The sequence below is a fragment of the Thioalkalivibrio sp. ALE30 genome (assembly GCF_000377465.1).
GTDB lineage: Bacteria > Pseudomonadota > Gammaproteobacteria > Ectothiorhodospirales > Ectothiorhodospiraceae > Thioalkalivibrio.
The window spans coordinates 1-23,892 of the sequence record NZ_KB898169.1 but is presented as its reverse complement, the minus strand read 5'-3'; the positions used below and the strand labels follow the sequence as shown (position 1 = coordinate 23,892).

The following is a 23,892-nucleotide window of genomic DNA, read 5'->3' as shown; positions in this document are numbered from 1 at the left end:
GGCGAAGGGCGCAGCAAGCGGCAACTCCCGGTGCCACGCATGGTCGCAAGACCAGGGAGTGCCACCCGCGCGCCCCCAGGACCATCGCCAACGGAGCGCTACAATCCCCGCATGGAGTCTTCCCCTGCCAAGCCTTCCCCGTTGCGCCTGCAGGCCGGCCTGCGGGTCTGGGCGACCGACTGGCTGCTCGCGGGCCTGGCCGGCCTCGCCGTAACCGGTGCGCTGGTTTGGCACGCGCACGCGGGCCTGCCAACCGTCGCCGGTTTCGTCACGCTCTGGCTGGTGCTGGGTGCCATCCTCGCCAGCCGCACGCCGGCGGCCGGAGTGGCGTCTGCCGGGCGCGGCCCTGGCCCGGCCAACCGGGTCACGCTCCTGCGCGCCGCGCTGACCGCCCCGCTCGGCGGCCTGGTCCTGGCCGCCCCCACCCCGGACGAACCGGTGCTGGCGCTGTGGGTGATCGCCCTCGCGGGCCTGGCACTGGTGCTGGACGGGGTGGACGGGGCCGTCGCGCGCCGCACGGACAGCGCCACCGCGTTCGGCGCCCGCTTCGACATGGAGCTGGACGCCGCCATGATCCTCGCCCTGTCGATCCTCGTCTGGCAGATGACGGCGGTGGGGCCCTGGGTGATCCTGATCGGCCTGATGCGCTACGCCTTCGTGCTGGCCGCCCGCCCCCTGCCCTGGCTGGCCGCGCCGCTGCCGCCCAGCCGGCGCCGCCAGGCCGTCTGCGTGTTGCAGACCGTGGTCCTGCTACTGGTCCTGATCCCCGGCCTGCCCGCACCCGCCGCCATCACCATCGCCCTGGCCGGCCTGCTGGCTCTGGGCCTGTCCTTTGCCGTGGATATCCACTGGCTGTACCGCCACCGACCGGAGGTGTGTCATGACTGACGCCCGCAACAACCGCCGCCCCGCCCGCCTGCGCCGCCTGCTGCTGGGTGGCCTGCTGGCCACGGCCCTGGCGCTGCCCGCGCAGGCCCTGGCCGATGCCGACCGCTGGGTCATCGACCCCGACCACTTCGCGGTCGGCTTCCTGGTCGATCATGCCGGCTATGCCAAGGTCCTGGGCATGTTCCTGGAAGCCGAGGGCGAGTTCGTCTTCGACCCCGACACGGGCGAGCTGGGCGACGGCCATTTCGTCATCCAGACCGACAGCGTGTTCACCAACCACGCCGAGCGCGACGACCACCTGCGCAACGAGGACTTCCTGAACGTCGAGGAATACCCGGAGATGCGCTTTACCGCCACGCGCTACGAGCCGACCAGCGAGAACACCGGGCGCCTGAGCGGCGGGCTCGAGCTGCTGGGCGAGACCCGCACCATCCACCTCGACGTGACGATCAACAAGGTCGGGCGCTACCCGTTCCCGCTCGGCGGCCTGTTCGGCCGGCCGTACGTGCTCGGTGCGTCGATGCGCGGCAGCTTCAACCGCTCCGACTTCGGCATGACCTACGGCCTGACCCGCGACATCGTCGGCGACGAAGTCGAACTGATCATCGAGTTCGAGGCCCAGCGCCAGTAACGCCCCGCCGACTGAATGTATTCACCACGAAGCACACGAAGGCACGAAGAAGGGCCAGGGCGGATTGCACCACGGAGGGCACAGAGGACACGGAGAAGGACTGACTACAGGGCGACGCGCTGGAGCCGACGTTGCTGACGGGTGATCGCGGGGCACGGGGCAACACTCCCCCGTCACCCCGGCCGCAGCGAAGCGAAGAGCCGGGATCTCCGGACCCTGGCACCCATGTCACGGCGCACCCCGAAGGCGCGGGTCGCGATCGCCCCCAAATAGGCAGGATGCGGACGAGGCGAGCGAAACGCCCATTGAAGGTCAAGGGCGCTGTTCACCACGAAGGGCACGAAGATACGAAGGAAGGGGCAGGGCGGATCGAACCAGCCAGGGTATGGAGAAGGGCGGGGAGCCCGGACGCACGGCGATGGTGCCGTAGAACAGGAACCTTCTGAAAAAAATCCGGTTCGGGGGCTCAAGTCTGCGGGGATGCAGCCGTCACCGGGGGCAGGCCCGTTCCCCCTATCGGGTGCAACGGGCCTGCACATTCAGAACCGGGAGTACGAGATGGACGCAAGCGCGATTGCCGCGATGGCCACGCAGAACAGCCAGCAGCAGGTGGCCATGCAGAAAGACGTGGCCGTGCAGAAGAAGGCGATGGAGTCGCAGGAGATGGCGGCTCAGTCGATGCTGCAGGCCATGCCCGACATCGGCGAGATGCAGGCCGCCACTCAGGGTCTGCCGGACAACGTCGGCACCAACATCAACACGACCGCCTGAGACGTTACCAACTGTCCGTCCAGAAAGGCCCCGGCGCACTTATGCCCGGGGCCTTCTCTTTACTGGGCCAGCACCCGGCCCGTTCCGGCAACGATCGACTTTCTCCGTGTCCTCCGTGACCTCTGTGGTTACACGCCCTTGCCCTTCCTTCGTATCTTCGTGCCCTTCGTGGTGAACAAAGGCCCTTGCCCTTCAGCCCCCATCCCCGGCGTTACGCCCGGACGCATCCGCGGGCGCACGACAGACCCGCGCGGCGAAGCGCCGCATCACGCCCCGCGCCAGACGGTCTTCCGGGTCGATGCAAAAGCCGGCCTGTTCCACCGCGGCCTCGGTATCGCGGTTCGGGTGACAGCCGCCGGTGATACAGGTCCAGGCCGGCTGCACCCGGTCCTGGGCGCGGGCCAGCAGCGGCCGCGTGTGACGTACATGCTCCAGCATGCGCAGCTCGCCCGCCTCCGCCAGCACCCGGCGCACCTCGCCGAGGGCCCGTGGCGGATCCTGCACGCTGCAGAACACCAGGCCGGAGACCACGGTATCGAAGGCGCCGTCGGCAAACGGCAGGGCCTCGGCCCGCGCCACCACCAGCGGCACGGAAGGCGCCCGCCGCCGGGCCCGGCGCAGGGCCGCCAGGTCCGGGTCGATGCCGATGACCCGTTCCGGATCGGCGTACAGCGGCAGGTCGCGCCCGGTCCCGCAGCCGATCTCCAGTACCCGGCCGTGCGCACCGGCCACCAGACGCCGGCGCCAGCGCCGCAGGCCCAGCAGCTCGGCACCGGCCATCAGGCCGTCGTACAACCAGGGGATCTGTTCCAGACCGCGCATCGAGACTCCCGGGGACAGGAAAATGTGATGCCCAACACATTCTTTCGGCGACTGTCAGGAACCTGTTTCCACAGTCCCTGTCCACTTATACAAGTTGCGGAAATGATCGGCTCGTGGCAACGGCAGCCGGTTTTCCGCCGTTCGGACCAGAACCCTCCATCACACGGGTGTCCGGACGATCTTTGGCCCGACCTTCGCGTCGGGCCATTTTTTTGTGGGGTGACCCCGCCCGGCAGCCCCGGGAACGGTCAGCTGCCCGTGCGACCGATCAGGTTGAGGAACTCGCGCCGGGTCCGGCCGTCTTCGCGGAAGGCGCCCAGCATCACCGAGGTCGCCATCGACGAATGCTGCTTCTCCACCCCGCGCATGGTCATGCACATGTGCTTGGCATCCACCACCACACCGACCCCCTTGGCGTTCGTCACCTGCATCAGGGCCTCGGCGATCTGGCGCGTCAGGCTCTCCTGGATCTGCAGGCGCGCCGCGAACATGTCGACAATCCGGGCGATCTTGGACAAACCGATCACCTTGCCATTCGGCAGGTAGGCCACATGCACCTTGCCGATAATCGGCAGCAGGTGATGCTCGCACAGGGAGTACAGTTCGATATCGCGCAGCAGCACCATCTCGTCGTTGTCCGACGAGAACAGGGCCCCGTTGACGATACTGTCCAGGTCCTGGTGATAGCCACGGGTGAGATACTGCATCGCCTTCGCGGCGCGCATCGGGGTATCCAGCAGGCCCTCGCGCTGCGGGTTCTCGCCCAGGCCGGCGAGGATGTCGCGGTAGCGCTCGGCGAGCTGTTCCGGGGCCGCCAGCGGCTGGCCCGAGGCATTGGTGGCCGTCGGCTCGTCGGCCGTCCGGGCGTCTGCATCCATCATCGAGTCCTTGTGTTCGCTCATTCTTGCGTTTTCCTCTGTCCCGGCTCAGGCCGTCAGCGTGACCGCGAAGCCGGAGGCCAGCGCCAGCATCGCACCGGCGGTCAGCACCAGGCGCAGGCCCAGGTAGCCCCGTGGCAATGCGCGGCGATACAGGCTCAGCCGATCCACCCACAACACCCCGAGAAACAGCACCGTCAGGGTCATCAGTGCCTCCGGCAGCGGCTGCAGGACCGCCAGCCAGGCCAGGATGGACGGCACCACCGCCCACACCGGGGCCGCGATCGGGCCCACCCGGTGCTGCCGATCCACCAGGAAGATCCCCCAGTGGATCGCCCCCAGGAACGACAGGATCACCGCACCATAGAGCGCCAGGGCCTCCAGCGCGAAAGCCTGCCATTCGGGCTGGGCCATCCACGCGCCCAGCCCGAAGAATGCGAAGGGTAGCAGGCCGCCCACTCCGAGGACCTGCAGGGCCGGCGCCGGCGCGTCCGGGCGCGGCCCGTCACCGCGCGCCTGCAGCGCCCGCTGGCCCAGATACTCGCGCAACTCGGGCAGTCCGCCGATCACGCCGTCGCGCGCGACGAACAGCGGCAGTACGGCCGCGCCGGTGGCCTGCTGCAGCGCGTGGAACTGCTCGCGGTTGTGCGCCGACCCCATGCCCCACTCCAGCCGCTGCCAGCGACCCGGGGCCGTCGCTTCCAGCAGCGCCTCGGCATCGCGGAAGTCTGACAGGCCGGACGTAATGCCCACGATCTCGTGCGTGGCCAGGGCCTCGCGCACCTCCTGCGGCCATTCGGGGGTACCTGCCTGCGTCTTCTCGTCTGTCGTCACGGTCCATGTCTCCGTTGGTACGCGGGGCCTCGCGAAGCGCCCCCGGCACAGGAAAGCCGGGAACTTTCGCTCGGCCACCATTTACAAAGATTGTACAGCTATTGTATAAGTTGTCCATCACCTTTCAGGCCCGGAGAACCACCACCATGAAACGCTCGCGCATCGCCGTCATCGGTGGAGGCATCGCCGGCCTGTCCGCTGCCTGGATCCTGCAGACCCGTCACCAGGTGCAACTGTTCGAGTCGGAACCGGAACTCGGTGGTCACGCCCACACCGTGGACGTGCCCGACCCGCAGGGTCCCACGCCCATCGACACGGGGTTCGTCGTCTACAACGAACGCAACTACCCGCTGCTGACCCGGCTGTTCACGGACCTGGGCGTTGCCACGCAGGACACCGACATGTCCTTCGGCTACTCGCGCCAGCCCGACGGGGTCGAATATGCCGGCTCCGACCTGAACACCCTGTTCGCCCAGCGCCGCAATCTGGTGCGCCCGCGCTTCCTGCGCATGGCGGGCGACATCCTGCGGTTCAACCGCCTGGGCAAGGGCCTGTTCGAACGTCACGAGAGCCCGGAAGGCACGCTCGGGGCCTTCCTCGACCGGCACCGTCTGGGGCGCGGCTTCACCGAGGACTACCTGCTGCCGATGGCCGCCGCGATCTGGTCCTGCCCGCCGGAGGCGATCCGCGAATTCCCGGCCGCCAGCTTCCTGCAATTCTTCCACAATCATGGGCTGCTGGATCTGCGCGACCGCCCGCAGTGGCGCACCGTGGTCGGCGGCAGTCGCGAATACGTAGAGCGTCTCGCGCAGCGCCTCGAACCGGGCTGCGTTGTCCACCAGCCTGTGCGCGCGGTGATGCCGGAGTCCGGTCAGTGGCGCGTCCTGACCGATGCCCAGGGCACCGGGTTCGACGCAGTGGTGTTCGCCTGCCACGCCGACACCGCGCGCGGGCTCCTGAACGGCGCGGTCCCGGCGCGCGACCGGCTCCTGTCCGCCTGCCGCTTCCAGGCCAACCACGCCATCCTGCATACGGACCCGGCCCTGATGCCCCGCTCGCGCCGGGTCTGGTCCTCCTGGAACTACCTGTCCGGGCGGACCACACAGACCCGCGACCGCGTCTCGGTGTCCTACTGGATGAACCGTCTGCATCGCCTGGAACGCCGTCAGGACTACATCATCAGCCTGAACCCCTGGCGAGACCCGCACCCCAGCCTGGTCCTCGGCGAGCAGCACTGGGAACACCCGGTCATGGATACAGCGGCGGAGGCGGCCCGCCAGCGCCTGGCGGCGACCCAGGGCGAGGACGGCCTGTATTTCGCCGGGGCCTGGATGGGCTACGGCTTCCACGAAGACGGCCTGCGCTCGGCCGTCCGTGTCGGTCAGGCCATGGGCATCGAACCGCCCTGGTCGCAACCGGCGCAGGCACCCGATGCACCCGTCCATCCCGGTCATGTCCCGGAGGCCACCGTTCACGGCGGCGGCCCGGCCCGGCTCGGGGCGCCGGCGGCGCAATCGCGGAACACCTGAATGGACGCCGCCCTCGTACACGGCACGGTGATGCATCAGCGGTTCTTCCCGCAGCAGTACCGCTTTCGCTACCCGGTCATCAGTGCGCTGTTCGACATCGACCGCCTGGCCGAAACCGCCCGGCGCTGCCGCCTGTTCTCGCTGGACGGATTCAACCTGTTCAGCCTGCGCACCCGCGACCACGGGCCGCGCGACGGCCGCCCCTGGCGGCCCTGGATCGAGGCGCACCTGGCCGATTACGGCATCGACCTGGCCGGCGGTCCGATCTATCTGCTGGCCATGCCGCGCGTCCTCGGGCATGCCTTCAATCCGCTGAGCATCTGGTACGCCTGGCACGCCGACGGCGAACTGCGCGCAATCCTGCTGGAGGTGCGCAACACCTTTGGCGAGCACCACCACTACCTGCTGCACGAGCACGGCGCGCCCATGGCCTGCCCCGTGCGCCAGGATAAGCAGAAGGCCTTTCACGTATCGCCCTTCATCGACATGCACGCGCGCTACGCCTTCACCCTGACACCGCCGCGTGCGCAGGCCGGGGCATCGCTGCGGATCGCGATCAACGAATACCAGGATCAGGACCTGATGCTGACGGCCACACAGCACGGCCGCCTGCGCCCGTTCAGCGACCGCAGCCTGCTGGGCGCCTTCCTGAAACAACCCTGGATGACCCTCAAGGTCCTGCCGCTGATCCACTGGCAGGCGCTGAAGATCTGGTGGCGTGGCGGGCGCTACCACCCGCGGCCCGCACCCCCCGCACAGGAGATCGACTAATGGCCCTCAACCACCTCGACACCCCGCAGGACGAAACCACCCGGCCGGACTGGGCCCTGCGCCTGATCTCGCGCGCACTGAAGGACATCGACACCGGGCAGATCACCCTGATCGGCCCGTCGGGCGACCGCATCACCCTGCGCGGGCGCAAGGCCGGAGCCGAAGCCGTCTGGCACTTCCGACGACCGTGGCGCGCGATCCTGCGCCTGCTGCGCCACGGCGACATCGGCTTTGCCGAGGGTTTCATCAGCGGCGACTGGATCACCCCGGACCTGCCAAGCCTGCTGCGCTTCGCCACCGACAACGAACAGGCCCTCGCGGCCCTGGCGGATCGTCCGGCCTGGCAGCGCGGCCTCGACCGCCTGCGTCACTGGCGGCACCGCAACAGCCGGCGCGGCAGCCGCGCCAACATCCGCTTCCACTACGATCTCGGCAACGACTTCTACGACCTGTGGCTGGACCGCACGATGAGCTACTCGTCGGCCCTGTTCACCCGCGGCGACGAGGCCCTGGAGCAGGCCCAGACGCAGAAGTATGCCCGCCTGCTGGATCAACTGGACGCCGAACCGGGCGCGCATATCCTGGAGATCGGCTGCGGCTGGGGTGGCTTCGCCGAGATGGCGGCCCGGCGCGGCTATCGCGTGACCGGCGTCACCCTGTCGCAGGAGCAGCTCGACTACGCCCGCGAGCGGATCGAACGCGCCGGCCTGAGCGATCGCGTGGAACTGCGCCTGCAGGACTACCGCGACCTCGACGGGACCTTCGACCACGTGGTCTCCATCGAGATGTTCGAGGCGGTGGGCGAGCAGTGGTGGGCGACCTACTTCGACAAGGTGCGCGCCTGCCTGCGCCCCGGCGGCCGCGCGGCGCTGCAGGTGATCACCATTGCCGAGCACGCCTTCGAGTACTACCGCCGCAATGCCGACTTCATCCAGCTCTACATCTTCCCCGGCGGCATGCTGCCCTCGGTCCCGCGCTTCAACGCAGAGGCCGAACGGGCCGGACTCGCCGTGACGGACCAGGCCTTCTTTGGCGCGGACTACGCGCGCACCCTGCGCCACTGGCACCAGGAGGTGCGCCAGGCGGAGCCGGTGATCGAGGCGCTCGGCTATTCACAATCCTTCCTGCGCATGTGGCGCTACTACCTCGCGTACTGCGAGGTCGGCTTCGACACCGCCCGCGTGAACCTGATGCAGGCCGTGCTGCAAAGCCCCGTCGATGCCACCCCGCCGGGCAGCAGCGCCCCCGCGACTCGATGAAGTGAACACCCTGCGCTGGCCGCGGCTGTTCGCCTACGGCGGTCTGGGCATGCCCCTTGCCGTCCTCGGCCTGCCGCTGTACGTCTTCCTGCCCGCGCATTACGCCGAGCACACCGGCCTGGGCGTCACCCTGGTCGGTCTGCTCCTGCTGCTGGCGCGGCTGCTGGATGTCGTGACCGACCCGCTGGTCGGCCATCTGTCCGATCGCATCCCCGGGGCCTGGCGCCGGCGCGCGGTGATGCTGGCCGGCGTGCCGCTGCTGTTGCTCACCGCGCCGTTCCTGTTCCGCCCGCCGGCCGAGGCCGGCGCGGGATACCTGCTGCTGTTCAGCACCCTGGTCTATCTGGGCTGGACGCTGGTCGCCCTGCCCTATGCGGCCTGGGGTGCGGAGCTCTCCGGCGACTACCACGAACGCTCGCGCATCACCGCCGCGCGCGAGGGCTTCGTCGTACTGGGTACGGTCACGGCCGCCGCACTGCCGGCGGTCCTCGGCCTGCAGGACGATGCCGGGGCAGCGCTCGCATCCCTCGCGGTGCTGCTGTGGGTACTGATGCCGCTCGCCTTCCTGATCCTGCTGTGGCGCGTGCCGGAACGCCCCGGAAGGCTCGCGCCCGTGCCGTGGCGCGCTGGCTGGGGCCTGCTGCTGGGTAACCGCCCCTTCCGCCGCCTGATCCTGGCGTGGATCCTGAACGGCACCGCCAACGCGATCCCCGCCACGCTCTTCCTGCTGTTCATCACCCACGTGCTGGAGGCGCCGGGCCATGCCGGGCCGCTGCTGCTGGTTTACTTCGCCACCGGCATCCTCGCCCTGCCGCTGTGGCTGCGCCTGGCGCGGCGCCTGCCCAAACACCGGGTCTGGACGCTCTCGATGCTGCTGGCTTCCAGCTTCTTCATCTGGGTGCCGTTCCTCGGCACCGGTGACGTGCTGGCGTTCTACGCCATCACCGTGCTGACCGGGCTCAGCCTCGGGGTCGACCTCGCCCTTCCGGCCGCGATGCAGGCCGATGTGATCGACCAGGACACCGCCGATGGCGGCGGCGAACGCGCCGGGCTGTTCTTCGGCCTGTGGGGCATGGCGACCAAGCTGGCCCTCGCGCTGGCCGTCGGCCTCAGCTTCCCGCTACTGGGCGCAGCCGGGTTCTCGGCCGGTGGCGACAACAGCCCCACCGCCCTGCTCGTCCTGGCCCTGGCCTACGCCGGCCTGCCGGTCCTGTTCAAGCTCGCGGCAATGGCCCTGATCTGGCGCTTCCCCATCGACGCCGACACCCAGCACACCCTGCGCGAACGCATCCACGCGCGCGAACAAGCCACCATCCCCGCCCAGCCCGGAGGCACCCACCCATGATCCACCGTATCCGACCCTCCCGTTTCGTGGCCTCGCTTCTGGCCACCGTGTTGCTGACCCTGTCGCTCGCCGCCCCGGCCGCGGCCGCCACCGAGATCGACGGCGTGCGCTTCGCCGAATCGGTCACCATCGACAACACCACGGTGCCCCTGCGTGCGGGCCGGCTATACCGCTACACGGTGTTCCGCGTCTACGTCGGGGCGCTCTACGTACCCGAAGAAGTCGCTCCGGAGGATGTCCTGACCGCCGACGTGCCCAAGCGCCTGGAGCTGGAATACCTGCGCGCGATCAGCGCCGACGACTTCCGCCGCAGTGGCAACCGCCTGCTCGAGGACCAGCAGGACGCGGAGACGCTGGCGGCGCTGGCCGACCGGCTCGACACGTTCAACGCCGCCTACCGCGACATGGAGGCCGGCGACCGCTACGCCCTGGAGTATCGCCCGGGCCACGGCACCCGCCTGCTGCAAAACGGTACCGCGCTGGTCGAAGTCCTCGGCCGCGACTTCGCCGAGGCCTATTTCGGCATCTGGCTGCACCCGGTAGACCCCCTGTCCCGCCGCTTCCGCGACACCCTGATCGGCGCACGCTGATCGCCGAACAGCAACGACCAGTCATTGCGAGGCGCGGTGCGCCGCGGCAATCGCCCGGCCTCTGGCACCGCGCCCAGGCCCTACCCGTCATCGCGAGGCGCGAAGCGCCGTGGCGATCGCCTTGCGGTGCCTCACGATAAAATCCCGGTCGCCGCGCAAGATCCGCAGTAACCCAATCTCCCACCACCCACGCCGCACATCGAACCGTCCCCATTCCGGGAAACCCTTCACAGGAAGATTCCCGCAACCTGAACTAGACTCTTCCGTCCGGGGCCAGGGTCAGGACGGCCGGGGAGCCAGCCACGCAATTGGACCGCTCGCACACGCGGGCGCGGCTCTCCTTTACGGCATGCCGGAGGAGGATACCCATGCAACATCGCATCACCTTGCGGGAGGCCACCTGGCCTGCCGACGCCGACGCACTGTCCCTGATCCGCCGCGAGGTCTTCGTCGAGGAACAGGGCGTACCCGAGGCCCTGGAATTCGATGGCCTGGACCCCGCTGCCCTGCACTGGCTGGCCATCGGGGCGAACAACGAACCGGTCGGCACCCTGCGCCTGCTGCCCTCCGGCCAGATCGGCCGCATGGCCGTGCGCGAATCCTGGCGCGGGCACGGCATCGGCTCGCGCCTGCTGGACTGCGCCATCCAGGCCGCCGCCCGCCACGGCTGGCGCGAGGTCTGGCTGAACGCCCAGAACAGCCGCATCGGCTTCTACGCCCGCCACGACTTCTTCGTCATCAGCGACACCTTCGAGGACGCCGGCATCCCCCACCGCCGCATGCTCCACCGCATCCACACCCCGATCCCGCGCCCGGCGGCGCCCTATTCCCATGCCACCCACACCCACGCGGCCCAGTCACTGTAACTCCGCTGGCGACCACCCCGTAGGAGCCGGCTTGCCGGCGAAGCCCCTGCCAAAGTCGGACGCGGGCAGGGGCTTCGCCGGCAAGCCGGCTCCCACAGGGGATATGCACGGATCTCACAGATCTTGCCTATCCGCCTCTTCCACCGTACTCATGTCTCTGAATCGCGCCCGAAACGCTCCCCTAACCCCCCGGGGGGAACACGACCCCGCGCAATGATGCGAACCCACCCCCACTCCCCTATGCTGAGGGAAGGATCCGCAACCCGAGCGAGACACCGATGACCGCCCCCGAACGCGACCCGACCCTGATCGACGCCGAGGCCCTGCTGGCCGAACTCCTGACCGCCACGCGCCGACGCCTCTGGCTGCATGCCCGCGTCGCCCTGCTGGCCGAGATCGCCGGGCCCGACCTGGGCGCGGAACTGGCCGGGATCGCACGCCGCCACCGGCATACCGACATCCGCCTGCTGGTGGACGACGACCTGGCGCTCAAGGAACAGCTTCCGAGCCTGGTGGAAAGCATCAAGCGCCTGCCCAGCGCCGTATCGGTGCGCCGCCTGGAGGCCGCCGAGGAAAGCCCGCTGACCGTCACCGCGATCGCCGACCACAGCGGCTGGATGCAGCTCACCCAGGCCGGCGGGCGGCGCATCCTGCGCGGGGATGTCGACGACCGCCCCGGAACCCAGCGCGCCGTACAGGACTTCGAGGCCAACTGGAGCCTGAGCGATGAAGCCGTCGAACTCCGCCGCCTCCTCGTCTGAACCGCCCGGCATGACCGAGCGGCGTCACCTCCTGCGAGCCGCCCTCGCGCTGGCGGCTGGCACCCTGCTCCCCGGCCTCGCCGGTGCACGCGACACCCACGCGGAGGTTGCAGTGCTGCCGCTGCAACACCGACCGGCGAACAACCTTCTGCCCGAACTGCAGGCCCTGTTCGGCGACACCGCCACCCTGCGCGGCGACGGCTTCCGACTGCTGGTACGCGCCGACGCCCGCACCCTGCAACAGATCCGCGAAGTCGTCACCGAACTCGACACGCCGGCCCAGGACCTCGTCCTCTCCGTGCGCCGCCACCGCGACGCCCCGCGCGCCGAACGCGGCACCGGCCTCGAGTTCGAGAGCGGCCCGGAGGGCACCGAGGGCCGCATCTCCACCCAGCGGCTGCGCACCACCCGCCGCGACGACCAGACCCAGCACCTGCGCCTGCGGGAAGGCACCGAGGCCATCATCCTGGTCGGCGAGACCCGCGCCGCCGGCTTCCGCATCCTCCACGGCCGCGCCGGCGTCGGCATCGAACCCCTGCTGCAGGACACCGCCCGTGGCTTCCGCGTCCGCCCCCAAGTCCAGCCCGACGGCCGCATCCGCGTCGCCCTCTCCCACCTCCACGAACGTCCCCTCCCGCGCGGCGCCGTCGACCGCGACGCCATCGACACGCAACTCACGCTGGAGCCGGGCACCTGGCACACCCTCGGCGGCGTCCACACCGAAACCGACGTCACGGAACGCGGCCTCGCCTCCCGCCGCACCACCCGCGACCGCGACACCCTCACCCTCGAAATTCGCGTCGATCCCGCCCGCTAGCCCGCTCCCATGATGCGATTCGCTTCGCTCATCGGCATCCTACGGAATAGAACTGCCCGTAGGGTGCGTTGACCCCGCGAAACGCACCCACAACGGCGGGAGTCACCCCTTCGACCAAACCCGCCAGATGGCACGCCGACACACCCGATCAGCGTCCCGGAAACCGCAACGCGGTTATCCGGGATGTCCCCCGCCCGCCCGAACATACCCCTCTGGCACGCCCCCACACCGTGGTGATACAGTCGTTTAAACAATGTCTATACATCTTGCGGGTGGAGCAATGGCCGAGACACGACTGAACATCAAGCGCTGGGGCAACAATCTGGGCGTCCGGCTTCCTGCGGCCATCGCGCGCGCAGCGCAACTGGAGGCGGACCAATCTGTGATCGTCTCCGTCGAAGGCAACCAGATCGTAATCCGTCCGGAAACCACTCCATCCATGAGCCTGGAGGAACGCCTGAAAGGATTCGACCCGGACAAGCATGGCGGCGAGGCCATGTGCACGGACGTGATTGGAAATGAACGATGGTAAAGCGTGCAGTACCCAAGGACTGGGTACCCCGGCGCCGTGACGTCATCTGGATAGACTGCAACTCTCAGGCCGGGCGGGAAATGCGAGATATTCACTCCTTCCTCGTCCTGTCGCCGACCCAATTCAACGCCCGAACCTCGCTGGTTCTGGGGCTCCCCATGACCACTGCCGATTACAATGCGACCAACCCCTTCGCCGTGGTGGCGGGCACGACGCCGGATGCAAGAACCAGCTACATCCTCTGCCACCAGGTAAAGTCCTTCGACTGGCGCCAACGCAACGCGACACCCCATCCAGCCGGACAAGTGCCACAGGGGACCTACCGGGAAGCCTGCGCGGTCCTCAACCAGATCCTCGAACTCTGCCCCGATCCCGCCTAGCGGGGAACCGACGGGGTCAAACCTGGAACCGACGGGGTCAAACCTTGCCTTTTGCCCCCGCGGACAGGATTCGACTCACTCGGGGAACCGACGGGGTCAAACCTTGCCTTTTGCCCCCGCGGACACGATTCGACTCACTCGCGAAAAATGCAGACCGAAATGGTCACCGATAGCTTTCAGCGTGTAGCCACCGGACGCATACGCTCGCCGAATGGCTTCATTCCTCGGGAAGCTTGCCTCCAGGAATTCGAGCTTCGGCGGCACAGGCCGCTGCTGGGCCTTGGGGTATTCCGGGTCCAAGTCCAGCCTGCCGGACTGACCTGCCAGCCGCGCCTCGACAAAGGCCTCGGGGCCAAGAAATAGCTGCGCGTGCAGATTATTCCAAGGGGAGGTGCGTCCGATTCCCTCATGGACAAACCGCCGATAGGCCTGCTGTCGGGAGGCGGCCGGGCCGAATTCGTCCAGCACGCGATCCGTCGATAGCCACGAGACGGCGTCCGAAAGGCCCGCGGTGGGCCGGTAGCTGCTCCACTCCCAGTCCACAGGATCGTCGATCAGATGCGCACGCACCGGATTGAGGACGATGTAGCGCGCCAATTCCAGAAGATACGACTCGCGCTCGACCAGGATCGCCTTGTACCGGCCTTGAAGCACATGACCCACACGCCGGTGACGGCGGTTGAACCGCTGCGTGTAAACGCCATTCAGCCACTGCATCCCCCGGCCCAGGTTCGCATCCGGCGTCTCTACCAGAAGGTGATAGTGGTTGCCCATCAGGCAGTACGCAAAGACCACCCAGTTGAAGCGCTCGACCGCCTGCGCCAGCGTTTCTTCGAAGCGCCGATGGTCAACGTCATCCAGATAGATCCAGTCCCGCCGATTGCCGCGCGCCGTCACGTGATACAACGCCCACGGATACTCCAATCGCACCGATCGAGCCATCCCTGCTCTCTCCAGCTTGTCCCTGACAATCGCTAGTACAACCTAAATCAGACCGTACCAACAACCTGATTCCTGCCGGCCTACCGCCTGCCCCGAAATTCCAACCGGGCGAACGAGAACCCCGAGGGGCAAAAGGCAAGGTTTGACCCCGTGGGTTCCCTGAACGAGGGGCAAAAGGCAAGGTTTGACCCCATGGTTGCGATCGGCACATGCCAGCTAGCGCCCGGGTGGCGAACCCACCAGCCTCAAACACAAAAAAGGCCCCGAACGGGGCCGAAACATACGCACAAAAAACGGGGCCCCTGGGGGGCCCCGCAAAACAAGCTACGAACTTGTTGTTATACCGCTTGGAAGCAGTGGCTGCCCTTAGAAGGACACCCGCATGCCGCCACCGACACCGGTGAAGGACAGGTCGCCGGTATCCGGACCGATGGCCCCGTCGTCCTCGCTGGCATAACCTACGCCAGCAAACGCCATCACGCGGTTGCTGAAGTTGTGCTTCACAGCGATCGCGGCGTAGTCGATGTTGCCGTCATTATCGCGACGAGCGTGCCCCAGGTTCAGAACAAAGTCATTGCGGCCCATCGTGTAGGTGCCCGACAGGAAATACGTGTTGACGTCGGTACTCAGACCACCAACGCTATCCCGGGAGATATCTTCGACCTCACCAACGAGGCGGAAGGGACCGGTGGACCAATCAGCGCCGACCTTGGTATTGCGCGAACGAGAGTCACGGCCCTCGTAATCGCCGGCATCGGCGTGCGCCACGTAGAGGTCTACGTCGCCAAGATCAAAATTCAGACGACCGGAGAAGGCCGTGTCGCTGTCGTCGCCATTATCGATAAACATCCCCACGTCGAGGCTGACCATACCGAAGCTGTTGCTGTAGCGAACACCACGGTCCACGTAGGAACCGTTGCCGAAGCCGCCGTCGCCACCCAGGCGGGCGCCGTTGGCACGGCCCTGCATGAAGGTCGCGTTCAGCGGGTCCTTGCCGGCGGTGCTGTAGGAAGAGGACATGCGACCGGCGATCACGCGACCGAAGTTTCCGTCCAGACCCACGTAGATGTCGCGCTGCCCACCATTGAAGCCAGCTTCATCGCTGGGGTTGGTGCTTGCACCCGTCTGGAAGTCGGTCTCGAATTTGGCCAGAGCGGTCAGGCCGTTACCGATATCGTGGTTAACCATCACACCAATGCGATTCGGACCGCCGTTGTCACGCGGCGAACCCAAACCACCAGCGTCGTGCTGACGGAAGCCGCTGTCAAAGGTGCCGCCATCGCCCGAGGCGCTGTGATGGACGATCTGCGTCTGCAGCTGGCCGAACAGAGTGACGTTGGAGTCGGCGGCGGCGAAGGCCGGGACTGCGAAGGCGCCGGCAACGGCGACTGCGAGAATCTGTTTTTTCATGTTGCGTATCTCCCAGGAGAGGTATGTGTTCGTTTCTACGCCTGCATCCACGGTCGATGCCGCGAATGACAGGTGTTTTATATACACCACGGTGTCTCGTTTCAACCCCTCGGCGGGAAAAAATTGCCACAGTGCGGGGGTATCCGTGACGGGGAGCGCTTTTCGGTAGATCAAGGACTTGCGTGCAGAGGCTTCGAGGGTGCGCGAATTGGATTGCAAGGTGCTGAAATCTTGGGTTAATGAGGTTCTGCTTATTGTCTGCGGGCGGGATACAGCGAGAAATGGATCAGGTTTTGCTTATTTTGTCCGGGTTTGCGGGCGCTGGAGCATTTCTCGGATCTGAAGGGGCGGGATCGTCGGGCCGGATGCGTTGGGTTTTTGCAACAAGAAAAGATTTGGAGAGGGTCGCGCCAGGAGTGTTGCGGAAAGCAGACAGCGGGTGCGGCAGTACGAGCGTGGGTCGTGACGACTCGAGGGCTTTCAGGCTTTGGCGGGGGCTTCGCGGGCAAGCCCGCTCCCACAGGGTTGCAGTTGGCCGGGCGCAGGCCGGAGGTTCAAGGGGAATCCCTCTCGTTCGGTCATACCGGAAACCGCATCGCGGTTATCCGGGATCTCGAGCATTTGTGGTAGCGCGAATGCGGGGTGTCGCTCCGACGCTGGAGATCCCGGTTCTTCGCTGCGCTGCGGCCGGGATGACGACGACGGGGAGGCGGATCGGGTCGGTCCATGTTGCCGGGGTCGGTTGAGGTTTGCGGCGCTGGCTGCGGCGATCGGATCGAAACCTGGCGCGGAATGGCCTGGACCGTCAGGTGCTGCTCGCGAACACAGCGACCCCGGCTCGGCGAGCCGCGGTGATAAGGGCCTGGTCCAGTGTGGCAAGGGTTGCGCCGTACTGAAGTGCGAGTGCGAGATAGGAGGCATCGTACGCGGAAAGGCCATAACGCCTGGCCAGTTGAAGCGTCAGGCCGAAGACCGGATCGATGCCGCCGGGGTCAACGGCCACCATGAGATCCTGCAGGAGCGCGAGGAAACGCGTGGTTTCAGCCTCGGTCACCAGGCCCTGGCTTTCCGCACGGGCGACTACGTTGGCGACCTCCAACGGCCAGACGGATGGCGCGATCAGACGGATATCGCCCGACTCGATGGAACGCAGGACCGTAACCGCGACTTCCTGGTCGGCGGGACTACCATCGGACAGCAACCAGCGCATCACGATGGAATTGTCGAACACGAGATCCATCAGTCACGCCCCGACTCGACCAGGGCCTTGATATCCACTGCCCCGCGCGCTGGAGCCTCGGCCATCAGCTGCCGGAGGTTCCGCGCGGCCTGCACACGCCTGGGCGCATCGTCCTCCTCCAGTGGCACAAGCGCAGCCACAGGACGGCCCCGCTGCGTGATGGTAAAACGCCCGCCGGCCTGCACCTTTCGGAGGAAACCGGAAAGGTGTGTCTTGGCATCGTGAGCCCCGATGATTTCGTGATGAGACATGGCTGCACCCTAATGGACCGGTGGGTGGACTGGTTGATATCAATATAGCACGCACGAGAACGCGTGGCGGCGCGCGGTTTAAGAGGCTGATAGCGCCGATGAAGAGTCCCGGCTTTGGCGGGGGCTTCGCGGGCAAGCCCGCTCCTACGCCGCTTCAGCCAACGGCACCCGTGGGAGCCTGCTTGCAGGCGAAGCTCCTGCCCGTGCCGACCTTTGGCAGGAGCTTCGCCGCCGAGGCGGCTCCTACGGGGCGAAGGCGGACGGAGAAGATTCGGCGGTTGGGTAGCCGCGCGTTTGGGGCTAGTCGAGGCCGAAGGCGCGCAGGGCGAGGCGGCGTTTTAGCGGGGTCGCCTGGTCGACCAGGCGGATGCCGAGGCCGCGTAGTTCGGGGAGGCCGGCGGCGTGGGTGCCGAAGATCAGGCGGAAGCCGTCCATGGCGCGCTGCATGAAGGCGTTCTCGGCGCGGCGGTAGCGGGTGTAGGCGCGCAGGACAGTCTCGGCGCCGGGGTCGCGGCGGGCGGGGCCATGCAGGCGTTCGATCAGGGCCCGGGCATCGGCCAGGCCAAGGTTCAGGCCCTGCCCGGCCAGCGGGTGGATGGTGTGGGCGGCATCCCCCGCCAGCGCCACGCGGCCGGCGTGGTAGTCACGGGCATGGCGTGCCACCAGCGGGAAGCTGGCGCGCCGGGAGGTGGCGGTGATCGCGCCCAGGCGGTGGTCGATCGCCTCCTCCAACGCCTGGCAGAAACCGGCGTCGTCCAGCGCCAGCGTTGCGTCCGCCTGGTGCTCGGGCTGGGACCAAACGATAGAACTGCGCCCGTCCGCCAACGGCAGGAACGCGATGATCTGGTCGTCGACGAAGCGCTGCCAGGCAGTGTCCTCGTGCGGACGCTCGGTGGTCACCGTCGCGACGACGCCGCGGGCGTGATAGTCCTGCTCGCGCACCGGGATGCCCATGCGGTGGCGTAGTGGGGACTGCGCACCGTCGGCCGCGACCACCAAACGGGCGGAGGCGAGCCGCGCGTGCTTCGGTCCGTAGAGGTCGACCCGATCCGGGCGCGCATCCACGCTCTTCCATTCGGTCTCCGGCCACAGGTCGACACCGGCGGCCTCAAGCTCGGCCCACAGCACGGCCTCCAGTGCCGCGTGCTCGACGGTCCAGCCCAGCGCCGGCACGCCCAGCTCGTCGGCATCGAAGCGGATATGCCCCGGCCCGTGCGCGTCCCATACGCTCATGCCGGAGAAGGCGTGGGCACGGCGCGCCTCCAGCGCGTCCTGCACGCCCAGCATGGCGAGGAAGTCCATCGAGGCGATGTTCAGCGTGGCCACCCGCGTGACGGGCGTGGCGTCAGTAAAGGTGGGCGCGGCGTTGCGCTCCAGCAGCCCCACGCGCAGGCCCTGGCGCGCCGCGCCCAGCGCGATGGCGCCGCCGACGGCACCGGCACCGACCACGAGCAGGTCCAGCACCTCGCCTGTGGGGCGTGCGCTCATGCCGCGCCCTCCGTATCAGGCCGGGCCAAATGGCGAGCCGTGTGGCGCGGCAATGGGCCGAGGCCCATGGCCGCGCGGGCGAGGCGGTCCCGCGCGGGGCGCAGGCGGTCGACGGCCATCATGCCGCCGCCCAGCGCATGTCCGCGCAGGCCAGCCGCGTGCAGCATGCCGCGGGCCAGGAAATCGGTCGTGGCGACCACCCCGGTCACATCGCGACGGCGGGCCCGCGCATAGGCCTCGAGCGTGGCCGCCGCGCCGGGGTCGGCCACGAAACGCGGGGTGCCATCCGGCTCACGGCCGTCGCGCAGTGCGCCCAGCAGGGTCGCGACATCGCGCAGGGACAGGTTCAGCCCCTGCCCCGCCACCGGGTGCACTGCGTGCGCGGCATTACCCAGCAACAGCGCGCGCTCCGCGACCGGCTCGGGGGCATGCACCCGCTCCAGCGGAAAACGCACCACGCGGCCGGCCGGGCGCAGGCGGCCCAGCGTCCAGCCGAAACGGGCCTGCAGCTCGCGCAGGCGCTCGGCCTCGTCCAGTTCCAGGCGGCGCTCGCAGGCCTCCGGCGGGGCCACCCAGACGGCGTTCATGCGCCCGTCCGCCTGCGGCAGCAAGGCCAGCGGCCCCTCGTCGGTAAAGCGCTCGAAGGCCTGGCCGTTGTGCGGCCGCGCCGGCTGCACGTCAAAGACCAGGGCATCCGCCGCGTAACGCAGGCGGTTCACCGGCAGACCCAGGGCCTTGCGCGTGGGGGACTGCATGCCGTCGGTGGCCAGGATCAGGCGGGCGGCCCAGGTGTCCTCGCCTTCAGCGCCCTCGATGCGCAGCACGCGGCGCCCATCCGTCACGTCCCCCACGCCCGCCAGCGTGGACTGGTAGCGCACATCCACACCGGCGTCGCGGTAGGCCGCGTCCAGCATCGGCTCCAGCGCGACGGCCGGCACCACCTGCCCGAGGGCCTGGCGGCCATGGTCGGCGGCATTCAGATGCACCCGCCCCAGCCCGCCGCGACGGCTGACGACGATGGAGCGGATCGCGGTGGCCCGCTGCGCCAGTGGCGCCCAGTACCCGAGATCGTCGAGGAACTGTACGGAGCCGGCCGCCAGGGCATAGCCACGGGTGTCGTTGGCGTGTGCATCCGGCGCGGGTGGCACCCCGCGCTCGAACAGCGTGACCGCATAGCCCGCGCGCGCCAGGGTGCAGGCGGCGAGGCCGCCGACCGGCCCGCCGCCGACGATGGCGATGTCGCAGGTGTTTGTTGTCAAGACGCACCCCGCAAGGGTGGGTCCGACGCCCCATTCGCCTGCAAGCAGGCTCCCACGGAGGATCGTGCATGCTGCTTCCTGTAGGAGCCTGCTTGCAGGCGAATCGCACCGGCCCGGACTCCCGGCCGTTCACTGAAACGGAAGAGACGATGGGCGGGCATGGTCAGTCCCAGCCCGGGAGGTCGCCGGCCATGCAGGCCTCGATGTCGGCGGCGGTCTTGGGGCAGTCGGCAGTGAGGACCTCGCAGCCGTCGCGGGTGACGGCGACGTCGTCCTCGATGCGCACGCCGATGCCGCGCAGTTCCTTCGGCGCGTCGCTATAGGGCCCGAAATAAAGCCCGGGCTCCACGGTCATCACCATGCCGGGTTCGAGCTGGCGCCAGGCGTCGCCCACGCGGTAGTCGCCGACGTCGTGCACGTCCAGCCCCAGCCAGTGGCCGGTGCGGTGCATGTAGAACGGGCGGTAGGCCTGGTCGCGGATCAGCTTGTCCAGGCGACCCTTGAGTACCCCCAGTTCCTTGAGCCCGCGGGTCAGTTCGCGCACGGCGGTGGCGTGCGGGGTGTCCCAGTCGTTGCCCGGGCGCACCTGTTCGATCGCGGCGAGCTGGGCGGCCAGCACGCACTCGTAGACCTCGCGCTGGCGTTCGTCGAAGCGACCGGAGACCGGAAAGGTGCGGGTGATGTCGGACGCATAGCCCTGCACCTCGCAGCCGGCGTCGATCAGCAGGAGGTCACCGGCGTTCAGCTCCGCGCGGTTCTCGATGTAGTGCAGGATACAGCCGTTCTCGCCGCCACCGACGATGGAGGGATACGCGGTCTCGGTTCCGTAGCGGTGGAACTCGTGCAGCAGCTCGGCCTCCACCGCGAACTCGGTAAGCCCCGGCCGGCAGGCCTGCATGGCACGCACATGCGCTTGAGACGAGATGGCGGCCGCGTGGCGCATTAACTTGAGTTCGGGGGCCTTCTTGAACAGCCGCTGCTCGTGCAGGTGGTGCTCCACCGCGACGAACTCGTGCGGTGCGCGCACGCCGTTGCGGGCCTTGGCCCGCACCCGGTTAACCCAACCGAACAGGCGCTGATCCAGCGGCTCGTCGCGCCCGAACGGGGCGGCCAGCACGGCGCGGTTCTCCATCAGCCCCGGCAGGATCTCGTCGATGTCCTCGATCGGAAAGGCGCACTCGGCCCCATGGGTCTCCATCGCACCGTCCGGCCCGGCGCGGCGGCCCTGCCAGGTCTCCTGGGTCGGGTCGCGGTCGCGGCAGAACAGGATGTACTCGCCGGCCGGCCGCCCCGGCACCAGCACCGCCACCGCATCCGGCTCCGGGAAGCCGGTCAGGTAGAGGAAGTCGCTGTCCTGACGGAAGGGATACTCGACATCCCGGTTGCGGGTGCGCTCGTGGGCGGCAGGAACGACGATGATCGCCTCGGGTCCGAGCGCCCGCATCAGACGCTGGCGGCGCCGGGCGAACTCGCCCTGGGGGATCTCCGGCATCCGGCCCGGCCGGGGGCTGCGTCGCGTCGAGGTCATTGCATCGGGATCCGTTTCGGGTCGTCCGGGGCCAGCTCGTCGGCGATCAGCAAAACGCCCACGCGCACATATTCATTGAGTTCCTCGAAGGCGGCGGCGTTTTCCTCGTCGTCGTCCGGCTCCAGCTCGATACGCGCGATCTCGGCGAAGTCGCGCAGGATCTCGCTGGCTTCGGCCGACGGCTTGAGTTTGCCCAGGCGCGGCGTCTGCCCCAGCCCGGCGATGAAGCCGTCCACCCATTCCGACAGGGCCTGCGCCTGCGCCTCGATGGCTTCGTCCTCCGGCAGCAGCGGGCCGAAGCCCAGCTCCACGTCATACAGCTGGGCCAGCAGCGCACGCCGGATCGCCTCCACGGTCTTCCCGAAACGGTCCCCCGCGCCCTCGGTCAGCGGCAGGGCCTCGCCCAGGCTGCGCACCAGGGCGTCGACGTCGGCGCCCGGGTCCGCCACCAGGCAGCCGGTGAACAGCCCGTGGGCGGAGGCCGGGGTCTGCGCGAAACCCATGCTGCGCAGTCCGTGCTCCAGCTGTTCGCGCAGGGCGACGGGATCGCGCTCCAGTCCGTCCTGCGCCTTCGCGTTGCCGGTGCCTGGGTCGCCGACCATCAGAAGCTCTCCAGCCGCGCTTCGTAGGGGAACAGCAGGAAGCGGTAGAGATCGTCACCCACCTGCAGGTGGGTGAACTGCGGCTCGCCCAGCTTGATCGCGCTGGAACCGGTGGAGGACAGCATATTGAGACCGAACCTTTTCTCTTCGATCAAGGCGTTCAACAGCTGTTCCAGCTCCGCGTGCGGCACGGTCCCCGTGTTGTCGACGATCCGGCACGGCTTTCCGTTATGGGCCGTGCCCTCGATCACGGTGGCTTCGGGGCCGGGTTCGGGGGGCTGGGTCATGGGCAGCAACACTTTCTGGGAACGGGATTCGCCGTATTGTGGCCAGCGCGGGCACCAGGCCGCAACAAACCTCGGATCGGCAAGTATGCGACCCGCAAAAAGTGAAGGTGTTCCAGCAAGAAGATGGCCCAAGTTGACGCTTCGCGCGAAGCCCTCCTAGACTCCATGGATCACATGCCCTGCGGCGAAGGCCGCCTGCCAACCGGGACCGAGGCCATGCAGCCGAACGACGATTCCGCGATCGACCCGACCGAACGCCTGGAGACCGCAATCACGCGCCTGCTGGAGGAGCACGCGGCCCTGCGCGAGGAAAACCACCTGCTGCAGGAGCAGGTCCGCCAGCTCAAGGGCGAGCGCGCGGCCTTCAAGGAGCGCAACGAGCAGGCGCGCCACCGGGTCGAGAACATGATCGCGCGCCTGCGCTCGATGGAGCACAGCGAATGAGCCAGTCCGAACCCGTCCGCGTCTCCATCATGGGCAAGGAGTACCAGATCGCCTGCCCGCCGGACGAGCGCGCCGATCTGTTTGCCTCCGCGTCGCTGATTGACGAGCGCATGCGGGAACTGCGTGATGGCGGGCGCGTGGTCGGCGCCGAGCGGATCGCGGTGATGGTGGCGCTGAATCTGGCGCACGAGCTGCTGGAATGCCAGCAGCAGCAGAAGGCCGGTGGCGACTCCGCCGGCAGTTCGGCGCGGCTGGTCGCCCTCGCCGACCGCATCGAACAAACCCTGGGCTCGTCGCGCTAGCGCCATCGGCGGCGCCCCGCCGCCCTCCCCTTTTCCCGGCCATGCCCGGCCCGGGGATGGCCCGCCACCCTCTACCCCATAATCATCATCCGGCGTTTTCGGAGGATTCGGTCGGCCGCCTGCCTCGTGGTGGCTGGTCCTGGTTCGTCCTCCGGTGTTTAGGGTGCCTTCGGTCCGCAACCTGCCGATTTTTGGCTAGGCCTGGTTCGTCCTCTGGTGTTTACGTGCCTTCGGTCCACGTACTGCCGTGCGCTGACTCGCCAGCGCGCCCCGAGTGACTTCTTTGCTCGTGCAAAGAAGTCACCAAGAAACACGCCCGACTGCCGCGACCCCGGCCCGCTTCGCGGGCCGGGGTTTCCCTCGCTCCGAGGCTTTTCGCGGGCGGCGCTGAACTCGCTGCGCCTTCGGCTCCGCTCAGACATCCAGCGCCTCTGATCCCGCGAAAACCCTCTCCGCTCGGCGCGA

The 23,892-nt window shown here is 68.2% G+C and carries 27 protein-coding genes; 15 read left to right on the top strand and 12 right to left on the bottom strand.

Translation table 11 applies throughout. The features are described from left to right. The first annotated feature begins 111 nt into the window (after positions 1–111). The 3 genes from D107_RS0103190 to D107_RS0103180 all read left to right on the top strand — a co-directional run bounded on the left by D107_RS0103190 (position 112) and on the right by D107_RS0103180 (position 2,290). Positions 112–888 carry a CDP-alcohol phosphatidyltransferase family protein gene (locus D107_RS0103190; protein WP_026280281.1) on the top strand — a complete coding sequence of 259 codons (777 nt, stop codon included), beginning with the start codon at positions 112–114 and terminating at the stop codon, positions 886–888. Beyond that, positions 881–1,519: a YceI family protein gene (locus D107_RS0103185; protein ID WP_018866451.1), complete on the top strand. Its 639-nt coding sequence runs from the start codon at positions 881–883 to the stop codon at positions 1,517–1,519. Before D107_RS0103190 ends, D107_RS0103185 begins: the two co-directional genes overlap by 8 nt. A 558-nt stretch (positions 1,520–2,077) precedes the next feature. Continuing rightward, on the top strand, positions 2,078–2,290 hold the full coding sequence (locus D107_RS0103180; RefSeq protein ID WP_018866450.1) for a YjfB family protein: 213 nt from the start codon (positions 2,078–2,080) through the stop codon (positions 2,288–2,290). A 192-nt stretch (positions 2,291–2,482) separates the two neighbouring features. On the opposite strand, the gene D107_RS0103175 is transcribed toward D107_RS0103180, so the two are convergent. The 3 genes from D107_RS0103175 to D107_RS0103165 form a co-directional block, all read right to left on the bottom strand. Further along, positions 2,483–3,112: a class I SAM-dependent methyltransferase gene (locus D107_RS0103175; protein WP_018866449.1), complete on the bottom strand. Its 630-nt coding sequence runs from the start codon at positions 3,110–3,112 to the stop codon at positions 2,483–2,485. A 248-nt stretch (positions 3,113–3,360) separates the two neighbouring features. Continuing rightward, on the bottom strand, positions 3,361–4,014 hold the full coding sequence (gene folE / locus D107_RS0103170; protein WP_018866448.1) for a GTP cyclohydrolase I FolE: 654 nt from the start codon (positions 4,012–4,014) through the stop codon (positions 3,361–3,363). Between the two features lie 24 nt (positions 4,015–4,038). Next, entirely contained in the window at positions 4,039–4,824 is a 786-nt protein-coding gene (locus tag D107_RS0103165) for a DUF3429 domain-containing protein (RefSeq protein WP_018880756.1), read from the bottom strand. A 146-nt stretch (positions 4,825–4,970) separates the two neighbouring features. Between D107_RS0103165 and D107_RS0103160 the strand changes: the two genes are divergently transcribed. From D107_RS0103160 to D107_RS0103115, 10 genes are all read left to right on the top strand, one after another. After that, on the top strand, positions 4,971–6,353 hold the full coding sequence (locus tag D107_RS0103160; protein ID WP_018880755.1) for an NAD(P)/FAD-dependent oxidoreductase: 1,383 nt from the start codon (positions 4,971–4,973) through the stop codon (positions 6,351–6,353). After that, positions 6,354–7,124, top strand: a complete 771-nt coding sequence (locus D107_RS0103155) for a DUF1365 domain-containing protein (protein WP_018879598.1) — start codon at positions 6,354–6,356, stop codon at positions 7,122–7,124. Beyond that, positions 7,124–8,383 carry a cyclopropane-fatty-acyl-phospholipid synthase family protein gene (locus D107_RS0103150; protein WP_018880754.1) on the top strand — a complete coding sequence of 420 codons (1,260 nt, stop codon included), beginning with the start codon at positions 7,124–7,126 and terminating at the stop codon, positions 8,381–8,383. The genes D107_RS0103155 and D107_RS0103150 overlap by 1 nt, the downstream gene beginning before the upstream one ends. Further along, entirely contained in the window at positions 8,343–9,728 is a 1,386-nt protein-coding gene (locus tag D107_RS0103145) for an MFS transporter (protein ID WP_196799909.1), read from the top strand. Before D107_RS0103150 ends, D107_RS0103145 begins: the two co-directional genes overlap by 41 nt. Then, positions 9,725–10,318: a chalcone isomerase family protein gene (locus D107_RS0103140; protein WP_018880752.1), complete on the top strand. Its 594-nt coding sequence runs from the start codon at positions 9,725–9,727 to the stop codon at positions 10,316–10,318. The genes D107_RS0103145 and D107_RS0103140 overlap by 4 nt, the downstream gene beginning before the upstream one ends. 368 nt (positions 10,319–10,686) lie before the next feature. Further along, positions 10,687–11,184 carry a GNAT family N-acetyltransferase gene (locus tag D107_RS0103135; protein WP_018880751.1) on the top strand — a complete coding sequence of 166 codons (498 nt, stop codon included), beginning with the start codon at positions 10,687–10,689 and terminating at the stop codon, positions 11,182–11,184. Between the two features lie 278 nt (positions 11,185–11,462). Continuing rightward, positions 11,463–11,945 carry a hypothetical protein gene (locus D107_RS0103130; RefSeq protein ID WP_018880750.1) on the top strand — a complete coding sequence of 161 codons (483 nt, stop codon included), beginning with the start codon at positions 11,463–11,465 and terminating at the stop codon, positions 11,943–11,945. Next, positions 11,911–12,762: a secretin N-terminal domain-containing protein gene (locus D107_RS0103125; protein WP_018880749.1), complete on the top strand. Its 852-nt coding sequence runs from the start codon at positions 11,911–11,913 to the stop codon at positions 12,760–12,762. The genes D107_RS0103130 and D107_RS0103125 overlap by 35 nt, the downstream gene beginning before the upstream one ends. 280 nt (positions 12,763–13,042) lie before the next feature. Further along, on the top strand, positions 13,043–13,294 hold the full coding sequence (locus D107_RS0103120; RefSeq protein ID WP_018877875.1) for an AbrB/MazE/SpoVT family DNA-binding domain-containing protein: 252 nt from the start codon (positions 13,043–13,045) through the stop codon (positions 13,292–13,294). Further along, on the top strand, positions 13,288–13,674 hold the full coding sequence (locus tag D107_RS0103115) for a type II toxin-antitoxin system PemK/MazF family toxin (RefSeq protein ID WP_255349385.1): 387 nt from the start codon (positions 13,288–13,290) through the stop codon (positions 13,672–13,674). The genes D107_RS0103120 and D107_RS0103115 overlap by 7 nt, the downstream gene beginning before the upstream one ends. A 96-nt stretch (positions 13,675–13,770) precedes the next feature. On the opposite strand, the gene D107_RS0103110 is transcribed toward D107_RS0103115, so the two are convergent. The 9 genes from D107_RS0103110 to D107_RS0103070 form a co-directional block, all read right to left on the bottom strand. Continuing rightward, on the bottom strand, positions 13,771–14,616 hold the full coding sequence (locus D107_RS0103110) for a transposase (RefSeq protein ID WP_018880747.1): 846 nt from the start codon (positions 14,614–14,616) through the stop codon (positions 13,771–13,773). Between the two features lie 366 nt (positions 14,617–14,982). Then, positions 14,983–16,026: a porin gene (locus D107_RS0103105; RefSeq protein WP_018880746.1), complete on the bottom strand. Its 1,044-nt coding sequence runs from the start codon at positions 16,024–16,026 to the stop codon at positions 14,983–14,985. Positions 16,027–16,831: 805 nt separating this feature from the next. Then, the gene (locus D107_RS0103100) at positions 16,832–17,266 is read right to left on the bottom strand and encodes a type II toxin-antitoxin system VapC family toxin (RefSeq protein WP_018880745.1); all 435 of its coding nucleotides are present in this window, start codon (positions 17,264–17,266) and stop codon (positions 16,832–16,834) included. Further along, the gene (locus D107_RS0103095; RefSeq protein ID WP_018866432.1) at positions 17,266–17,517 is read right to left on the bottom strand and encodes a type II toxin-antitoxin system Phd/YefM family antitoxin; all 252 of its coding nucleotides are present in this window, start codon (positions 17,515–17,517) and stop codon (positions 17,266–17,268) included. The genes D107_RS0103100 and D107_RS0103095 overlap by 1 nt, the downstream gene beginning before the upstream one ends. A gap of 300 nt (positions 17,518–17,817) precedes the next feature. Further along, entirely contained in the window at positions 17,818–19,005 is a 1,188-nt protein-coding gene (locus D107_RS0103090) for an FAD-dependent monooxygenase (protein WP_018880744.1), read from the bottom strand. Then, entirely contained in the window at positions 19,002–20,264 is a 1,263-nt protein-coding gene (locus D107_RS0103085) for an FAD-dependent monooxygenase (RefSeq protein WP_018880743.1), read from the bottom strand. The genes D107_RS0103090 and D107_RS0103085 overlap by 4 nt, the downstream gene beginning before the upstream one ends. Positions 20,265–20,427: 163 nt before the next feature. Then, the gene (gene pepP, locus D107_RS0103080) at positions 20,428–21,756 is read right to left on the bottom strand and encodes a Xaa-Pro aminopeptidase (protein ID WP_018876131.1); all 1,329 of its coding nucleotides are present in this window, start codon (positions 21,754–21,756) and stop codon (positions 20,428–20,430) included. Between the two features lie 32 nt (positions 21,757–21,788). After that, a complete protein-coding gene (locus tag D107_RS0103075) occupies positions 21,789–22,394 on the bottom strand; it encodes a UPF0149 family protein (protein ID WP_018880412.1) in 606 nt (201 codons plus the stop codon). Beyond that, positions 22,394–22,681: a hypothetical protein gene (locus D107_RS0103070; RefSeq protein WP_017941481.1), complete on the bottom strand. Its 288-nt coding sequence runs from the start codon at positions 22,679–22,681 to the stop codon at positions 22,394–22,396. Before D107_RS0103070 ends, D107_RS0103075 begins: the two co-directional genes overlap by 1 nt. Before the next feature lie 216 nt (positions 22,682–22,897). Between D107_RS0103070 and zapB the strand changes: the two genes are divergently transcribed. Both zapB and D107_RS0103060 read left to right on the top strand, forming a co-directional pair. After that, a complete protein-coding gene (gene zapB / locus D107_RS0103065) occupies positions 22,898–23,125 on the top strand; it encodes a cell division protein ZapB (RefSeq protein ID WP_026280280.1) in 228 nt (75 codons plus the stop codon). Then, entirely contained in the window at positions 23,122–23,427 is a 306-nt protein-coding gene (locus D107_RS0103060) for a cell division protein ZapA (RefSeq protein WP_018876127.1), read from the top strand. Before zapB ends, D107_RS0103060 begins: the two co-directional genes overlap by 4 nt. Positions 23,428–23,892: the final 465 nt, after the last annotated feature.

Bases quoted from the DNA above. Each gene is read 5' to 3' on its own strand.
- D107_RS0103190 (WP_026280281.1), top strand. From the start codon at position 112: ATGGAGTCTTCCCCTGCCAAGCCTTCCCCGTTGCGCCTGCAGGCCGGC.
- D107_RS0103185 (WP_018866451.1), top strand. From the start codon at position 881: ATGACTGACGCCCGCAACAACCGCCGCCCCGCCCGCCTGCGCCGCCTG.
- D107_RS0103180 (WP_018866450.1), top strand. From the start codon at position 2,078: ATGGACGCAAGCGCGATTGCCGCGATGGCCACGCAGAACAGCCAGCAG.
- D107_RS0103175 (WP_018866449.1), bottom strand. From the start codon at position 3,112: ATGCGCGGTCTGGAACAGATCCCCTGGTTGTACGACGGCCTGATGGCC.
- folE (WP_018866448.1), bottom strand. From the start codon at position 4,014: ATGAGCGAACACAAGGACTCGATGATGGATGCAGACGCCCGGACGGCC.
- D107_RS0103160 (WP_018880755.1), top strand. From the start codon at position 4,971: ATGAAACGCTCGCGCATCGCCGTCATCGGTGGAGGCATCGCCGGCCTG.
- D107_RS0103155 (WP_018879598.1), top strand. From the start codon at position 6,354: ATGGACGCCGCCCTCGTACACGGCACGGTGATGCATCAGCGGTTCTTC.
- D107_RS0103150 (WP_018880754.1), top strand. From the start codon at position 7,124: ATGGCCCTCAACCACCTCGACACCCCGCAGGACGAAACCACCCGGCCG.
- D107_RS0103145 (WP_196799909.1), top strand. From the start codon at position 8,343: ATGCCACCCCGCCGGGCAGCAGCGCCCCCGCGACTCGATGAAGTGAAC.
- D107_RS0103140 (WP_018880752.1), top strand. From the start codon at position 9,725: ATGATCCACCGTATCCGACCCTCCCGTTTCGTGGCCTCGCTTCTGGCC.
- D107_RS0103135 (WP_018880751.1), top strand. From the start codon at position 10,687: ATGCAACATCGCATCACCTTGCGGGAGGCCACCTGGCCTGCCGACGCC.
- D107_RS0103130 (WP_018880750.1), top strand. From the start codon at position 11,463: ATGACCGCCCCCGAACGCGACCCGACCCTGATCGACGCCGAGGCCCTG.
- D107_RS0103125 (WP_018880749.1), top strand. From the start codon at position 11,911: ATGAAGCCGTCGAACTCCGCCGCCTCCTCGTCTGAACCGCCCGGCATG.
- D107_RS0103120 (WP_018877875.1), top strand. From the start codon at position 13,043: ATGGCCGAGACACGACTGAACATCAAGCGCTGGGGCAACAATCTGGGC.
- D107_RS0103115 (WP_255349385.1), top strand. From the start codon at position 13,288: ATGGTAAAGCGTGCAGTACCCAAGGACTGGGTACCCCGGCGCCGTGAC.
- D107_RS0103110 (WP_018880747.1), bottom strand. From the start codon at position 14,616: ATGGCTCGATCGGTGCGATTGGAGTATCCGTGGGCGTTGTATCACGTG.
- D107_RS0103105 (WP_018880746.1), bottom strand. From the start codon at position 16,026: ATGAAAAAACAGATTCTCGCAGTCGCCGTTGCCGGCGCCTTCGCAGTC.
- D107_RS0103100 (WP_018880745.1), bottom strand. From the start codon at position 17,266: ATGGATCTCGTGTTCGACAATTCCATCGTGATGCGCTGGTTGCTGTCC.
- D107_RS0103095 (WP_018866432.1), bottom strand. From the start codon at position 17,517: ATGTCTCATCACGAAATCATCGGGGCTCACGATGCCAAGACACACCTT.
- D107_RS0103090 (WP_018880744.1), bottom strand. From the start codon at position 19,005: ATGAGCGCACGCCCCACAGGCGAGGTGCTGGACCTGCTCGTGGTCGGT.
- pepP (WP_018876131.1), bottom strand. From the start codon at position 21,756: ATGCCGGAGATCCCCCAGGGCGAGTTCGCCCGGCGCCGCCAGCGTCTG.
- D107_RS0103075 (WP_018880412.1), bottom strand. From the start codon at position 22,394: ATGGTCGGCGACCCAGGCACCGGCAACGCGAAGGCGCAGGACGGACTG.
- D107_RS0103070 (WP_017941481.1), bottom strand. From the start codon at position 22,681: ATGACCCAGCCCCCCGAACCCGGCCCCGAAGCCACCGTGATCGAGGGC.
- zapB (WP_026280280.1), top strand. From the start codon at position 22,898: ATGCAGCCGAACGACGATTCCGCGATCGACCCGACCGAACGCCTGGAG.
- D107_RS0103060 (WP_018876127.1), top strand. From the start codon at position 23,122: ATGAGCCAGTCCGAACCCGTCCGCGTCTCCATCATGGGCAAGGAGTAC.